Source organism: Pluralibacter sp. (assembly GCF_019237635.1).
GTDB lineage: Bacteria > Pseudomonadota > Gammaproteobacteria > Enterobacterales > Enterobacteriaceae > Enterobacter_B.
In genome coordinates this window covers 14,611-30,579 of sequence record NZ_JAFAGS010000119.1, presented here as the reverse complement: position 1 = coordinate 30,579, position 15,969 = coordinate 14,611, and the positions used below count along the sequence as shown (strand labels likewise).

13 protein-coding genes and 2 tRNA genes are annotated in these 15,969 nt (G+C 52.1%); 1 reads left to right on the top strand and 14 read right to left on the bottom strand.

Annotated elements, in window-relative coordinates; all coding sequences use genetic code 11:
* Window positions 1-20 precede the first annotated feature (20 nt).
* Both JO226_RS13795 and mtfA read right to left on the bottom strand, forming a co-directional pair.
* A tRNA-Asn gene (locus JO226_RS13795) sits at window positions 21-96 on the bottom strand.
* A gap of 100 nt (window positions 97-196) precedes the next feature.
* Entirely contained in the window at window positions 197-994 is a 798-nt protein-coding gene (gene mtfA, locus JO226_RS13790) for a DgsA anti-repressor MtfA (protein ID WP_293593048.1), read from the bottom strand.
* 93 nt (window positions 995-1,087) lie between these two features.
* Between mtfA and JO226_RS13785 the strand changes: the two genes are divergently transcribed.
* Window positions 1,088-1,177, top strand: a tRNA-Ser gene (locus JO226_RS13785).
* 269 nt (window positions 1,178-1,446) lie between these two features.
* Here JO226_RS13785 and JO226_RS13780 read toward each other — a convergent pair.
* The 12 genes from JO226_RS13780 to JO226_RS13725 all read right to left on the bottom strand — a co-directional run bounded on the left by JO226_RS13780 (window position 1,447) and on the right by JO226_RS13725 (window position 15,802).
* Window positions 1,447-2,862, bottom strand: coding sequence for a DUF4832 domain-containing protein (locus JO226_RS13780; protein ID WP_293593046.1), 1,416 nt, complete (start codon window positions 2,860-2,862; stop codon window positions 1,447-1,449).
* A 7-nt stretch (window positions 2,863-2,869) separates the two neighbouring features.
* Entirely contained in the window at window positions 2,870-3,283 is a 414-nt protein-coding gene (locus JO226_RS13775; protein WP_293593044.1) for a hypothetical protein, read from the bottom strand.
* Window positions 3,284-3,294: 11 nt separating this feature from the next.
* On the bottom strand, window positions 3,295-4,395 hold the full coding sequence (locus tag JO226_RS13770) for a glycosyltransferase family 4 protein (protein ID WP_293593042.1): 1,101 nt from the start codon (window positions 4,393-4,395) through the stop codon (window positions 3,295-3,297).
* Complete coding sequence (locus JO226_RS13765) at window positions 4,392-5,606, bottom strand: glycosyltransferase family 4 protein (RefSeq protein ID WP_293593040.1); 1,215 nt, start codon at window positions 5,604-5,606, stop codon at window positions 4,392-4,394. The genes JO226_RS13770 and JO226_RS13765 overlap by 4 nt, the downstream gene beginning before the upstream one ends.
* Entirely contained in the window at window positions 5,587-6,612 is a 1,026-nt protein-coding gene (locus JO226_RS13760; RefSeq protein WP_293593038.1) for a glycosyltransferase, read from the bottom strand. The genes JO226_RS13765 and JO226_RS13760 overlap by 20 nt, the downstream gene beginning before the upstream one ends.
* Window positions 6,605-7,981, bottom strand: a complete 1,377-nt coding sequence (locus JO226_RS13755; protein WP_293593036.1) for a capsular biosynthesis protein — start codon at window positions 7,979-7,981, stop codon at window positions 6,605-6,607. Before JO226_RS13755 ends, JO226_RS13760 begins: the two co-directional genes overlap by 8 nt.
* Window positions 7,972-9,189: a capsular biosynthesis protein gene (locus JO226_RS13750; RefSeq protein ID WP_293593034.1), complete on the bottom strand. Its 1,218-nt coding sequence runs from the start codon at window positions 9,187-9,189 to the stop codon at window positions 7,972-7,974. Before JO226_RS13750 ends, JO226_RS13755 begins: the two co-directional genes overlap by 10 nt.
* A 5-nt stretch (window positions 9,190-9,194) precedes the next feature.
* A complete protein-coding gene (locus JO226_RS13745; RefSeq protein WP_293593032.1) occupies window positions 9,195-11,282 on the bottom strand; it encodes a polysaccharide biosynthesis tyrosine autokinase in 2,088 nt (695 codons plus the stop codon).
* Between the two features lies 1 nt (window position 11,283).
* Window positions 11,284-11,838 carry a polysaccharide biosynthesis/export family protein gene (locus tag JO226_RS13740; protein WP_293593031.1) on the bottom strand — a complete coding sequence of 185 codons (555 nt, stop codon included), beginning with the start codon at window positions 11,836-11,838 and terminating at the stop codon, window positions 11,284-11,286.
* Entirely contained in the window at window positions 11,835-13,121 is a 1,287-nt protein-coding gene (locus tag JO226_RS13735) for an outer membrane beta-barrel protein (RefSeq protein ID WP_293593030.1), read from the bottom strand. Before JO226_RS13735 ends, JO226_RS13740 begins: the two co-directional genes overlap by 4 nt.
* Window positions 13,111-14,499, bottom strand: coding sequence for an undecaprenyl-phosphate glucose phosphotransferase (locus JO226_RS13730; protein WP_293593029.1), 1,389 nt, complete (start codon window positions 14,497-14,499; stop codon window positions 13,111-13,113). The genes JO226_RS13735 and JO226_RS13730 overlap by 11 nt, the downstream gene beginning before the upstream one ends.
* Window positions 14,500-15,052: 553 nt before the next feature.
* On the bottom strand, window positions 15,053-15,802 hold the full coding sequence (locus JO226_RS13725) for a hypothetical protein (protein ID WP_293593028.1): 750 nt from the start codon (window positions 15,800-15,802) through the stop codon (window positions 15,053-15,055).
* Window positions 15,803-15,969 lie beyond the last annotated feature (167 nt).

The window sequence follows — 15,969 nt, the reverse complement described above, 5'->3', positions numbered from 1 at the left end:
AAAGCAGGCTTTTCTAAATTTGGCTCCTCTGACTGGACTCGAACCAGTGACATACGGATTAACAGTCCGCCGTTCTACCGACTGAACTACAGAGGAATCGTGTGAACGAGGCGAATACTACTGGCCGTCGTTTTTTGTGTCAACACTAAAATTAACTTACTGATTCAATTGGCTGAGATTAGCGCAATGTGTTGTTTTAGTGAACTGTACGCGCATTTCCCTGGCTATCGTGGACATTATCACGAATTCGTAATAACGGATCCTGACGGTAGAAATGGCAAAAGCGTTGCCATAATGCCGGGAAACGCGGGGCAAAGAGCTCCGGGGCGCTGAAGAAGTACTCTGACAGCACGGCGAAACACTCGGCCGGGTCGGTCGCAGCATAGGCATCAATGCTGGCGGCGCTTTCTCCCACCAGGTCTATCTCATCCTGAATATTGTTCATTGCTGCATGAAGGTCGTGCTCCCAGCCTGCGACTTCGCGCAGCGGGATAAGCGGCACGCCGCTGGCGCGATCGCCGTTGCGGGTATCAAGCTTGTGCGCCACTTCGTGCACGATAAGGTTAAAGCCGGAGGCGTCGAACGAATCCTGAATATCAAGCCAGTTCAGAATGACAGGACCCTGCTGCCAGCTCTGTCCGGACTGAACGACCCGCTGGTTGTGGACCAGACCGATGTCGTCCTGCCATTCATCATCGACGACAAAGGGGGCCGGGTAGACCAGCACCTCGTGGAAACCATCCAGCCACTCGAGGCCCAGCTCCAGTACCGGCAGGCAGAACAGCAGGGCAATACGCGCGTGTTGTTCCGGCGTGAGCGTGAGTCCCTGCAGGGGGACAATCCGCTTCTGCTGTAAAAAACGTTCCGCCAGATTCGTCAGGTTTCCCTGCTCATCAATCGAAAGGCTCGCTAAAACAGGAATCGCAAGTGCCTGTTCCCACTGCATAGCAGTTTCGTGAGGCACATCATGTGTTTTCCAGGGCCATTTAATCATCGCTTTGCTCGCAAACTCGTCACTTGAACACAATTAAAGGGACAGGGTCTGTTAAAATGCCAAAGATCCTGGCATCATGGCAACCATCTCAGCGGAGAGATGCCGGAGCGGCTGAACGGACCGGTCTCGAAAACCGGAGTGGGGGCAACTCCACCGGGGGTTCAAATCCCCCTCTCTCCGCCACTATTCAACCACTTACACCATTTCTTTTCAGTGACCCATATCCCGTTGAGAAAAAGTGAGAAAATCCGGTGAGAAAAATGCGCCGGGAAAAAGCGTCGGCGCATGTCAGGATTACACATTTTCTTACGCAATGTTGGGCTCACTTTTACCTTACGATCGTAGACCAAAACCTGTGGCGATTCACAACTCGGTGAGAACATCCTGGTAAACCGAACTGTAAGAACAGACAGATTCAGGTAATGCCTTCACTCCTTCGACTTTCTCAGGGCTTATCTGATGGCAAACGAGGCCATCTGATACCATCCATCGGCGGTTTTCCCGTTGTTGGCAAGCTGGACTCGCGGTGCGCCCTGGGCGTCGGTTATTGCCGTTTGCAGCGAATAGTCGCCTGCGGCCAGGGTTGTCGGTAGCGCCAGCACAACGCGGCTTTGAATATCGCCAGGCAACCAGCGGCGAATATCGTCTTGCGTTTTCTGCTTCAGAACGGTTGTGCCTGCGGCATTAACCACCCGCCACTGCACCGGATAAGGAAGATAAGCCGGAGCAACACCGTCATTGCGCCAGTTAACGGTCAGCCTAAGCGGTTGCCCGGCCTGAAGCGGGGTATCAAACATCAGCTTATTTACCCGATAGCGATAGCCAATGCGCAGTAAGGCTTTATCAACAATGTCGCGGTATTCCGTGGGGATCGGTCGCGATTTAATATTCAGCGTGCTGGCGTGCTGCTGCAACGCCCAGTCGAAGGTCGCCTGGACCTCTTCGCGGGTATAGTGCTGCACGGTTTGCCATTCGGTCATATAGCCGCAAATCTCAAGGCTAACCGGCGCCCGTTCCCAGCTATCGTTAAAGGCCGGCTCGGCGGCCTGCGCGGCAGCCAGCCGCTGCGGGTAGTCATCGCGCATATGGCTCCACTCGGCTGAGAAGTTACGCCAGTCGCCCCAGCAGTCCGCGCGCCAACCTGCACCCCGGCGGCTGGCCCATGCCAGCGAGTCGCCGCCGCTAATGAGCATCACTTTCGGTGTTTTCGGAAAGCTATCGAAATGCATATCGACATAACGATTGAGCTGTGCGGGGGTGTATTTGTCCATTAATTTCGGGACGTCAGGAAAGTTGGAGTTATGCCATTCCCCCCACGAGCCGACCATGCCGATATCAATAAAGGCCAGCTCCGGATTTCCATCGTAGCGTTTGCCCATGGTGCTGATCAGTTTCTGCGCGTAGGCGATGAAGGTTGGGTCGCTGAGATCCGGCACGAAGGTTTTACCGTTCTGAACCCACTGTCCTTTAATGCCTTTGGCAATCAGCCAGACGGGGATTTTTGAACCGGTTTGCGGTTCATCAAGCGCCATAAAGCGCAGGCCAACGTTCATCGCCGGCTGGTGTCTGGCGGCAACGGCGAAAGCGTTGTCGATGAGGGAAAAATTGTAAACCCCTTCCTGCGGCTCCAGTTCGCTCCAGTAAAAACGCTCGTATTCAATGCCGGTGTCGGGATACTGCGCAAGGGTGGGCTTTTGACCGTAACCGTCATGAAAACTGGCCACACCCATGCCTGGATTGGTCAACAGACCGTCGAAGGGCAGAGGTGAAACCACCGTGGTGACTGCACCCGCAGAAGCTGACGTCAGCAAGCCCGCCAGCAGCAGTGCACGAAACGAAGGTGCGTTACGCAGAGACGACATTGGCATAGGCATTTCACCTTGTCATTGTGTCATGAAGATTCATAAACCACGTCCAGATACCGACGTGGAAATTTGTGAATATGTCGATGCCTAATGCCGATTTCAGCATATAGAGTGCCAGCAGAACCGACAGCAGGCAGAACAACACACCGAGGGTAATCATCAGTGTAGTGAATATGCGCCCGAGCAGGGTGCTTTCGCGCGATACCTTGCGCAGATCCCGGCCAAAGAGAAATACCACGAAATAGCGGCGGTGGAGGAACGGGAAGCTATGGCGAAAATCGAGCCAGTGGCGCGTCGCCAGATTAGTGTGGACCAGCGCCTGCTCAATTCCGCGCTTCTGTTCCGGGGTTAATGAGGTTTCGACCTCCTGGTCAAGTGAGGCATAGAAGCGCTCAACAACCCGTTCTGCTGTAGATTTCGACACGTGTTACCTGTTTACGTTAGGCGCTGATACACTTGAGCGGTTTGGGCGGCAATTTCCGGCCAGCAGTATTTTGGCAGGAACTGGCTGTAATCCGCTTTTTCTCCTCCGACCCATTGCTGAAGCTTCTGCGTCAGGGCCGGAACATCACCGACCGGGAAATAGTCCGCTTGCGGTAGCCCGATTTCGAGATTAGCCGGGATGTCACTGACAATGACGGGCAGTGACCACGACATTGCTTCCAGCAGGGCGATCGGCAAGCCTTCATGATAGGAGGGCAGGACGAATAACCCGGCCTGCGAGAACAACGTATGTAGCATCGCACCGCTGACAAAACCGGTCATGAAGATGTTCGGCGTGCTGAAGGCCTGTTTCTTTAGCTGTTCGCTGTACTCATCGGCGTGGTCGGCATCACCAATCAGCACCAGTGGCACACTACAACCCGCCGCAGCATAAGCCGCGATCAGGTCGTGTAGCCCTTTCTCTTCCACAAAGCGTGCAACGGCAACAATGTACTGACCCGGCTTGAGTGCGTGTCTTTCAAGCATCGTCATCTGCTCTTCAGCGGGTGGCAGCGCGACCTGGCGGACGCCGTTATAGATAACGTGGGCATTATGCCGACCATGTTTGTGCTTAATCAGATTGTTGATAACCTCGGAAATGACGATCACTTCATTGGCGTAGGTTACCGCCCATTTTTCGCCCAGCCGCAGCATCCCTTTGCCGATTTTTCCCCACTTCTGCCGGTCATAGTCCGGGCCGTGATGAGTAAAGACGACACGTTTTCCCAGCAGACGCAACAACGGTACCACCAGTCCGGGGCCGATGGCGTGAACGTGAACCACACTGGAGCCGTCAAATAACGTACTGAGCGCCGCCAGGGTTGAGTGCACAATGGCCTCGAACGTACGGCTTTTCGGCGCCCATAAACTCTTGAGTCTAACACCTTTATATTCACTGCGGCGATAGTTCACGTAGGGCGAACGGGCCAGCACGCAGATCTCCGCGCTGCCCAGGCGATAGATTTCCGGGTACAGATTCTGGCAGTGGGTTTCGACGCCGCCCTGAACATCGGGAATGCCGCGGGTGCCCAGCACTGTCACATTGGTTTTCATGTTGTCTCTCCCACAAGTTGCTGATAAAGCGCCTGTAGCACCTGGATATGACGGGCAAGACTGTATTTTTCTTCCAGATGCTGGCGGGCGTTAATCCCCATTTCACGCGCCCGTTGTGGGTCCGCTGCCAGCTTGTCCATCAACTTCGCCAGCGAGTCGCTGTCGCCAGGCTCCACCAGATAACCATCCACGTTGTCACGGATCTGTTCCGGAATACCGCCAATGTTGCCTCCGATGACCGGGCGGCCAAAGGCCATCGCCTCCAGTACCGACATTGAGCAGTTTTCGTAATACTCAGAAGGAACAATGACCGCGCGGGCACCGCGAATCAGGTTGTTTAGCGCCTCGCCGTGCTTCATATACCCGAGGAATTCCGGGCCACTGAAGCGCGCGCGCAGGTCTTTGACGAGCGGGCCATCGCCGACAATTTTTAGCGGCATTTTTTGCGTCATTTTCTGCTGCGCCTGGGCCAGCGTTGACACGCCTTTTTCCCGACTCAGACGGCCGATATAGAGGAAATAGTCGCCAGCCGTTTCGCCGGGCACGGTGGTGCTGGCGTCAATGCCGTTAACGATAACGTCGATCCGGGTGTCGGGGAGCTTACGCAGCAGCATCTGGCGCATAAACTCGCTCGGCGCGATGATGCTATCGAGCATGGCGTAATTTTTGGCGAATTTCTGCCAGTAGGCCTCCAGCGACAGCAGCAGGCTTTTAAAGGTATTACCCTGCTGGCATCGGTGGCGGAAGGCGTTGATGACTGATCCGGTCAGGCACTCTTCGCAGACGTGGCCATCGCGCAGCATGGTGTAGGAAGGGCAGACGATTTTATAATCGTGCGCAGTCAGTACCGTTTTACAGCCAAAGCGCTTTGCCACGCCAATGACGGCTGGCGTTATCTGATGATAGATATTATGAAAATGAACAATATCCGGCCGCTCGCGCAGCAGCAACGTGTTGAGCTTCGCACAGGCCTGCGAATTATAGATAAAGTCCACTCCAGCCCTGACCCGGTTCATCAGCCCGTGGCTGTCGTGATAATCGACGTTCTGGACGAAAAACGCTTCCCACGGTGACGGTTTATTTTCCACGTGCTTCATACTGAAATCGACGATCTGGTGGCCCGATTGCAGCATGGCATCCCGCTCCTGGAAATAAACGGTTTCCGCGCCTCCTTTGATAAAGAAGAACTTGTTAACGAAGAGAATTTTCATTGTCTGTAACGATATGCTTTGGATTAAAAACGGTCACCGCCGGGCGTTGCATCGGGTCACGGACTGCACGAACCACCCCGCGGAGCATCCCCACTGAAAACATGAATAAGTTAACAACGCTCTGTACGCCGTCGCGCAGGGATTTATTTTTAATTGTTTTCAGGGCGATAAACGCCAGCAGTGGCAGCAGCGCAATGGCGATGACCTTGCCGTTAAAGGTCAGCAGGCAGACAAGCAAAATCAGCAGATACAGGGTGAAGATCAGCTCATTACGAACAATACGCAGCGCGGCTGGGAAATGCGCTTTGCCCCAGCAACTGCGCAGCAGCTCGCCTGGCGCGCACAGGAAACGGTTCTTCCAGCGGTAGATCAGCATTTTGAAGGTCGGCATGGTGTAGGAGGTGTGGCTAAAGTAGGGCACCTCCAGACGGTGCAGCTTGTAGCCCGCGGCCCTCAGGCGGATGCCCAGCTCTGCCTCTTCATAGGCGTGCAGGTTTAGGTTGGTCAGGTAGCCGACTTTTTCGATGGCCGAACGGCGATAAAGACCGCCGCCGCCTAAATGGTCGGTATCGCCATGCGGATAAATCAGGTGCAGGCGCTGCTTGCGCGATTTGAACTCGTAGTTAGAGGCATCATCCATCTTGACGCTGCCGGCCACCCCCGCGTACTCAGGATGGGTTTCCAGGAACTCGACGGCGGTATCGAGAAAGCCCGGCTCCAGCTCCATATCACCATCCAACAGCAGCAGGTAATCGCCTTCGCTGTACAGCCAGCCGAGCTGGTGGCCGATACCGCAACTGCGATCGCTGATGTTATCCAGGCACACCACCATCACGTCTTTCGCTAATGCGAGCTCCCGCGTGTTATCCGTCGAGAGGCTGTCGGCAACGATGATTTGATGCGGATACAGCAGAAGCTGTTTGCGTACGCTGTCGATCGTTTTCTCAATGCCCTGAGCTTCATTCAGGGTCTTAATGCTGACGGTAATAGCGGGTGTTTTATTCATGTTCGTTACCGGCGTTCAGACGGATAGAGCGGTGGATGACGATAAGCGCCCCGAGGGCCACCCATAATAAAAACTGTAGCATGGGCACGATCATCAGGATTTGGCTGTAGGGCAGGCTGAGCAGACAGCCGATGACAAAGACGTAATACGCCGGTGCCGAACTGAGCAACTGGAGATCCTCACGATTAAGCTCCTGACGGGAGAAGGCCTTTTTTGGCCGCATCGCCACGAGCACGGCGCCGATCATGCAGATAAACAGACTGGTGCCGATAATGCCCACTTCCCATAGCAGCATACTTAAGGACGTTGAATCGAGGATCAGGTGATACCAGGCGCCAATGTACCCCGGTGAAACCGTACTACCGCTGTTCGTGGCGTTAAGACCGTAGCCGAACAGCATCCCGCCCGGGCCGAAAAGGTCGTTATGCTGGAGCCAGAAGAAGACAGTGGTGAAGCGCCCCAGTTCACCGCTCGGCATGATGTAGTTGGTGTCAAAAATATAACTCAACGAATCAATAAACACCGAAAGCGCGCTTCGGGTCGGATCCCCGCCGAAGGCCTCCGAGTAATTCGATGCCAGAGCGGTGATGGCGATAAAAATTAACAGCGCCATTCCGACGGTTATCGTCAGCAGCGAACGCAGGCTGACAGCACTGACGCCGCGCACATAGCCGGGCAGGATCCACTGCAGCGCCAGCAGGAATGGCGATAGCAAGATGATGAATTTTACCTCGCCCACCACGCAGAGGAAGAAGCCCAGCGCGATGTGGACCACCAGCGATTTAAAAGAACAGATCCCGTGCTTATACTCCGATAGCTTTAGTAGCATGATCAGCAGGCAGAACAACCCCATTGCCGCGGTGTTGCCGCCGCCCATCGGATCGCCGCCGAAAGTGCCGACCACCGAGTCCCACTTCTCATCCTCACCACGAAGTGCCACGCGTTGGGGAAGGATGAAAATTACCTGATAAATCGTGACCGGAACCTGCACGTAGTAGATCCAGTAGAAAAGCTGGGTCAGCCTGTGCAACTGCGATTCACGAATCATCCCAAGCAACATACACAGCAGCAGGAGTGACAGCGCTAGCTCGTTTTTAAAACCGACGATGGTGGTCACGATGCCCGATTGCAGCACAGTAGAGACAAGGCCGAGAACAATAAACATCAGGTACAGCGCCAGTATCACCTTTTCGCGTCCGGTGAGCGTCAGCGGGCGGTTTTGCATTAACAGCAGTACCGCCATGATCAGCACCATAAAGAAGGGCAGCCACAGAATCGCCGCAATGCCGGTGAAGTACTGAACCGTGCCGCAGAACACCAGAGTTATCAGAGCGTAAGCTTCAAGGTAGCGGCCAGTATTTAGCTGCATATTTTCTGCTCCTGTCCCCAGAGCGATTTCGCCCGCTGGTTCATTTTGATGAGAATGAACAGATAGCGCACGCTGGTAAGCACCGCGAAGGTCAACAGCGCGAATTGATAGCCAACGCCGAATTTCGGCAGGGCGATGAAAGCAACGACAATTATCAGCATTTGCTCAATTTGAATACGCAGGAAATAGCGCCGGGAGCCGAAAATCAGCTCAATGACCGTCAGCGGGCTGACCGCCAGAGCGGCAAACAGATAGGGCAGCATATAGCGCGAAGTCGGGACAGAGTTCAGCCACTCCTGGCTAAAGCCGAGACGCATCACCAGCGGATAGAAAATCCAGATGCCGAGGATGCACACCACCGAGGCCCCCATCAGCATCAGGCGTACCTTTTTATATTCCGGGTAGTTAAAGGTGTTGTTACGAAAATCCATCGACCATTTAGAGAAGATGGAGTTGCGTACGGCGTTACCAATGATCATCACCGGCGATAAACAGAAGCGGCTGACCACCGAGAAATACCCTGCGACCAGCGGCGAGAACCAGATGTTAATCAGCATTGTCGGCAGGTTATTGCTGGCCATAGCCAGTACCTCTGCACTGCCAACGCGGCTGATATGCTGCCAGTGTTCGCGTAAAAAGCGGGCGTTAGTGGTGAGCGAAAAGTTGCTCAGCGTCAGGCTACGGAAGTTAAACAGGCGGATCAGGCAGCCGCTTATCAGCAACAAAATGCCGACCATCCATGCCAGATAGAACAGCGTCGGATTGGGCATCACCAGCAGGGCAATGGCCACAACCAGGGATACGGCGATGCGCTGGAAGGTCAAAAACGGATAATTCCCGCCGCGCAGCGACAGGTTTTCAGCAACCAGTACCAGCGCATAGCTGAAGGTCAGCAAATAGAGAAACGCAATATTCAGGTTGAAGATAACGCCGGTGATCACCGCCCAGGGGATAGCCATCACCAGGCTCTGTAACACACAAAACACCACGTTTTGCCCCAGTTGCTGATCCTCCTGGCGGGGGAGCAGCAACTGGGAAGCAAAAGTACACACCTGCGCGCCGATCAGCACATTGCTGTAGATCATCGCGTAATGGCCGACCTCCGCCATCCCGTAACGATGAGAGATAAGCCAGACCGAAAAGGCGCCGATCAGTTGCGAAAGCACTGACGAACTGGCGATGGAGGAAATACTTCTGATGAGATTCATGATCGCTATTTCGGTGAAATAAGTTCGTGCATTTCGCGATCGAGCAGACGTTTCCCTTCCTGCGTTTCCAGGTTTTCTTCTTTCACCTGGTTGAGCAACAGTACCACCCGGCCAGTACCGGCGCGTTGCAGACGTTGTTCTGCCTCACGGACCCGAGCGGCCTGCTCACCGGCTTTCACCACCATCAGGCTAATGTCGCTCTGCGCTGCCAGCAGCAGGCAATCCTGTGCCTGGCTCAGGGCTGGGGTATCGATGACCAGCGTATCGTACGTCTGATGGAGCGTCGCCAGCAGGGCGGGTAAGCGTTCAGAGGTCAGCAACAGCAGGGAGGAGTCGTGCAGCTCGCCGCGCGGGATAAAGTCCAACTGGTCATCGAGCTTAACGATCGCCTGTTCCGCGGTGGCATTGCCGTTCAGCAACTGGCTGAAGCCCTGTTTCTGCTGCGGATACGTCGCTGATAACCCCTTATCCGCCAGATAATCGAGATCGATAATCAGCGTTTTACGCGATTTGCTGGCAGATCTGGCCAGCAGTTCGGCGATGAGCGAGCTGCCGAATTGGGGTTGTACCGATGTCACCAGAACGGTCGCAGGTTTATCGCGCGGGTTAAGCAACGCCAGGCGCAGACTGTGGATCATGTCGGCATACTGGACGTTGTGGAAAATCTGTTTCGCACTTTCCAGATGCTGCAGTTGCGGGAATTCACTGCTGGCGTCGAGAGCCGCTTTCGCTTTCAGCTCGCTGAGGCTATTCACCGTTTTGTCAAGCGCAGTGCCGACGATCAGATACATGATATACAGCGCCAGCGCCATCAGGGGGATCATCACGATAAGCAGGACGCGCTGCGGTTTTGACGGGCGATCGGGAGGAACAGCAGCATCGTAAATCACCTCATCCGGCACCGAGAGATTTTCCGACAGCTTTTGCTCATTGGCGCGCTGATAAAGAGACTTATAGAGCTCCTCAGTTTTGTTTAGCGCGGTAGTCATGGTGTTGTACTGATCACGCTTAGCGCCGAGCGCCTGGAAGTCCGCTTTTTGTTCGTCGAGCATTTGCTGATAATGCTGCTCATCATCGAGCGCGATTTGATACTGCTGGCGCAGGCCGTTAGTCAGCTCACCCAACACCAGGCCAAGCTGGGCGTTCACCGCCTGCATCTGCGCCTGAGCCTGGAGATACTTCGGATGCATCGGCCCATAGTGCTTCGCCGCGTCCGAAAGTTCGCGGCGTGTCTGGATCATTGCGATGCGCAGATCCTGAATCTGTGGATGAGCGGATATTTCTGGCAGAGAAATAATCTGCTCAACCGGTTTGCCCTGCTGCTGGCGGACTTTGTCCCACTCAGTCTGCGCTTTCAGGCGGCGCTGGGTGGCATCGGCCAGACGGTTAATCGCGATCCCCATGCGTTCGGTTTCATAACCATCCACGCTGCGAAAGGTCAGCAACCCATTCTGCTTGAGGAAGGTATCGATGTCCGCCTTCTGCTGATCCATTTTGCTTTTCAGCTCGTCCATCATTTTTTCGTTCGAGCTTTGCGCCTGAAGCAAGGTGTTTTTCTTCTGCTGCAAACTGTAATCGATAAAGACCTGGGCGACACCGTTGGCGATATTGGCGGCTTTCTGCGCCGATTTGGCTTCCACGGAAACGGAAACCAGTTGGGTGGAGCGCACGCCGGAAATGGTCAGTTGCTTTTGCAGCGCCAGCACTGCGTTATCGATGCGCCCGGCTTCGTCCATTCTATCGCCGTCGTTAAATTCGGGATCCTCATACAGCTTTAATTTACGCACCGCGGCATCGAGCACCACTCGCGATCCCATTAATGCATACTTGGTTTCGTAGTAATCGCTGCGCGTGGAGTCGTAATTATCCACTCGTGGCAGGGGAGAGATATCCGATGATTGCGCTTTAAATAGCACGGTTGCCGTCGCCGTATAGCTCGAGGATATTAAGCAAGTCAAAATAAATGCCGCCACGGCGGCAACGATCACCACAACCAGGCACCAGATGAGTTTGTGCTTAATTTTGTTGAAATAAGGCGTGAAGTCGATAACGCCTTCTTTCTTTTTTCCGTTTTCTACCAATGAAATTGCCATATCAGAAGAAACTCATGCCAATAATGATGGTATCTCCAGCCTGAACGGAGGAGTCTGCGGCGACGTTGTTCAGCAACTGCCCGCTGCCAGACTGTCGAATTTGAATATCCTTACGGTCAGCGCGGTCGGTGAAACCACCCGCTAGCGCAATGGCTTTTTCCGCCGTTAAGCCTGGCTCCCAGGCGTAGCCATCCGGTTTTTTCACTTCACCCAGCAGATACACTTTGCGGTATTCAGCGATGCTCACCGTGACCATCGGTTTTTGCAGGTAGTTACCACGCAGCTTATCAGCAATTTCTTTACTCACCTCTTCAGGGGTCTTGCCTTTAAGTTGCAGTACACCAATAAACGGGTAATCAACGTTGCCGCTGTTATCGATTTTTACCCGCATGGACATATCCTGCTCGCCGGAGACGTTAATATTGACTTCATCGCCATGGTCCAGCAGGTAAACGGTATTCGGCTGTGTTTTGATGGGCTGCTGCGGGGTTGTGCATCCCGCCAGCAGCAGCGCCAGCAGCGGAAGCATCGCCAGATTCCTGTTTAAAAGGGTCATATTTGTACCTGCGTCATAAAAATAATGGCCGAATCATCGTAGCCCAGGGTGCGATCAACTGCTTGTGTGTAGTCCGGGCCAATATAAAAAGTATCCGTATCTTTATTGGAGTGCATGGTGTTCCATTGCAGCTTCAGCTTAAAGTTAATGGATGGACGAAAATCATAGTTAAAAGTCAGCGACAGCAGATTTGACGTATCTTTGCGCTTATCACTCTGATGCTTATAGTCTTCGGTAATATAGGAATAATCGATCAAGGTTGAGAAACGATCCACCACCCAGTGATGTTCATAGCCAATACCTGACGTCGATACCAGGATATATCCGCCGGAATCGGTTGGGTCTTTAATTCGCTGCGAGCTGTGCAGGTTAACGTTAACCTGCTCGAGCGGTGCCCAGTCAGCAGTAATATCCCAGTTCAGGCCGTTAAAACCCTGCGAATTCGGGTTATGGATAAACTCTTTGTACAACCAGGCAATGTTGGCGTTGATCTCCGTTTTCCCCGTCAGCCGGTTTTTCATACCGAACAGCAGATAATACTCATTGCTGTCTTTAAGCTGATTAAGCTCATAACGCCGCTGGTTGGTAATAAAACTATAGCGGTAACGCAGCGTTTCTGCCTTCTGATCGAACAGTTCTGCGACCAGGCTATTTTCATGCCACTCCTGATCGCGCATGTAGTAGCCGAAGTCATTACTGGCATCGTTGATACTGTCGAGATCGCGAAAACGTAGCTGCCTATGCTGTAGCGCGACTTCAGCCTTGCCGCGGCCTTCTTGCGCACCGTAACTGTAGCGCAGCTCGCCGTTGAAGAAGCGGATGCCGATAGGTTTATCGATACCAAACTCTTCAAACTGTTCGGGCGAAAAGCCTTCGGTTGTATCGCGGCCACGCTCTTCATGACCCAGCGTTTCCTCAAGGTCAAGAGACAATCCATGCATGTTGCCGTAACGCCAGTTGCCATCGAACATGAAATAATGGTTGTTGCGATTATCCGCGCTATCGCTGGCATAGTAACGATAGTCGCCGGAATACATCAGCAAGTAGCGGTCATCCTGGCGTTCGCCCATGGCTTTTACGACAGGCTTTATGTTCTGGTAGCTTGAACCAATAGCATTCTGGCTATCGTGCTGCCAGGTCACGTTGTCGTTGTAACCCATGTCATAGCCCAACTGGCTCTCGAAATCGATGCCAGCAATACCGGTGTGCGGTTTTGCCTGGAGGTCGGCATGTGCGTAAGGCACAGAGAGAAGACCCGCCAGGATAGCGAACCTAGAATACATTTTTACCCACAAAGCCCCGTAAGAAGGTCAAAATTATGATTTTAAGATCGAGGAAAAGCGACCACGACTGGATATAGTCCAGATCGTGCTGAACGCGCTTTTCCATTTTATCCAGCGTATCGGTTTCGCCACGGAAACCGCTGATTTGCGCCAGCCCGGTTATTCCCGGCTTTACCTTATGGCGAATCATGTAGTTCTCAACCAGTACGCGGTACTGCTCGTTATGGGCCACCGCGTGCGGGCGCGGGCCGACAATCGACATCCGCCCCTGAAGGACGTTGAAAAACTGTGGCAGCTCATCCAGTGAGGTTTTACGTAAAAAAGCACCAAATCGGGTGATTCGCGGATCGTTGCGGGTCGCCTGGGTGACGACGGTGCTGTTCTCCATAACTCGCATGGTTCTGAACTTCCACACCTCGATTTGTTTGCCGTTCAGGCCATAGCGGGTCTGTTTAAACAGAACAGGTCCAGGCGAAGTGAGTTTGATGCCAATGGCCACGAAGAGCATGACCGGAAGGCTGACCAGGGCAAAAAAGAAACCGAGGATCATATCTTCAATGTACTTGATGATGGCGCCTTCACCGTCAAACGGGGAGGTGAAAATACTGATGGTTTGCAGGTTACCGAACATGCGCAGCTGGGAAATATGTGGGCTGTAAGAGAACAGATCCGGCACCAGAAACACATCCACGGTCGTGTCCGAGAATTCGTTCAGAAACTGCTTAATGCGCTGCCGGGCGACCATGGGCAGCGCAATATAAATTTCGTCAATTTCGCCAGCTTTCGCTAAAGCCAGCAGATCGCTGCGGGTACCGGATCGTTCGATGCCGATAAGCGAGCTTTCGCGATGATTGTTGCGGTCTTCAAAGAAGGTGATGGTGAAGCCACGCTGTGAATATTCTCTTTGTAATGCGTTTTTAATGGCCAGACCCGCTGGTGTAATACCGAGGATCGCAATGCGTAACGTCGAATTTAAAAGATAATAAGAACTGATTACACGAACAAGGAATACGATTAAAAATATAAACGCCGAACATGTTGCCAGACTCTCGGCAAGCAGGATCAAACTCTCCACTGGCTGCTTATTGATAAGTTTTTCGGCAATCGCGAAAAATAAAAACGAAACAATACTGCTCAGAAAGACGCTTAAAATCAGAGCGATAGATTTGGTTAAATAGCAACCCTTCAATTTAACGGTGTACAGGTGAAAGTATTCATTAATACGAATGAAGACCAATGAGAAAATGATGCCGATAAGCGCGCTGGCCGTGGTGGGGACTGTGTGGAAATACTTTAAATAGGTAAAAAACAGAATATTGACTGTAAAAAAATCCAGTAACTTTATCAACTTACTATAGCGTGAATTATAAATTTTCATATTGTTATCTGTCTTTTTTGCTCGGTTAATGGCGTCAATTAAACATCGTTATGTTTGTTTTCCAGCCGACCCAAAAACGTGTGATAAGCATTTACAGCTACAATAAATTACTAATATTCATCACATAAGACTAATGATAGACCGATGTTGAGATATCTCAAATAAAAAAACATACCACTTTTCAGAGGGCTGACGGGGGGATATTCGTGGTTTTGTTGAACGCCTCAGCACCCGCTTTATCAATGGTATTGAATGGACGGAGGCCGACCTTCCTGGCGTAAACCTTTTGTCTTGCGACCGGAGACAAGCTGCCACGGGGGCTTCCTTCGTACTCAGAAATCGACGTCGCTTTCAGATTGTGGAAGGAGCCAGCCAGCCTCAATGCCCGGAATGGCGTTCGCCGTACTGATTACTGATAAGGTAAGCAGAAGATGGCCGCATAGCGCACGACGTGCCCCACGTTTCTTTCATGTTCTCCTGGTCAATACAAAAGCGCCCGGCATCACTTCGCCAGGCGTTTTGATTTAGTGGCCATCCGTTTTCGAATGTCCTGTTACGATATTTTCTGGATCACAATGCTGCCATTAGATGTTGTATTTGCCGAGGACACCGGAGAATACACAATCTGGCTTGATGTTCCATAGAAATTAGAGATGAACGCATTTCCTGATGCCAGTGAAAAAGTCACTTTCTCAGAAGGCATTCCACTGTCCGGTGTATTAATAACGACATTCTTAAGCGCTGTATCTGCTTGTTTAGGAAGATTTACGCCAATAACCTGGATAGTATCATTAGTAAAGTACAGACCAATAGAGCCCGTGCTATTAGAGTTAATGGTCTGCTGATACCATGCCAGCGGCGGTGTGGCATAGGCACGTGAAAAACCATTAAAGCTAACAGGCTTTCCATTCAACGGGATTTCCTGATTCTGAATACCACTCAGAGGTAAAAACAAGCTAACAGCATAGACGTCCAGTGACGCATTTTGCTGAGCATTGTCTGGAACCGAGACGGTAATTTCATTTGCATTCGTGTTTGCAGGGTTAATCAGATACGCCAGGCCTAAAGAGAACCCCTGCGCCTGTACGGAATCGACATTATACGAAGCAGGTACCTGGTTATTATAAACAACGTTAAATGGAGTTGTATTACCCGTATTGTTGTAAACAACAATAGCTACAGGTTGATTAGGTAAGTGATTAAACGTTACCGCATCTCCTTTTTCAAGCGTAGTTCTGCTGCCATCAGAAATAGTTTTTTTGATGCCTGCGGACGCATTTAAAGCATAAGATGTAAGATACATTCTCAAACCTCGATATATGGTTGGCTGTAAATAGTAATTGCAAGGCGTCATGTGTTGTTGCCTGCCTGGTAAACATTAGGCCACAAAAATAAAATACGCAATATTGCGTAGTGATTTATTATTTTCTCTGACAATACATAGTATTACGAGGAGCTTGGTGATTTAAC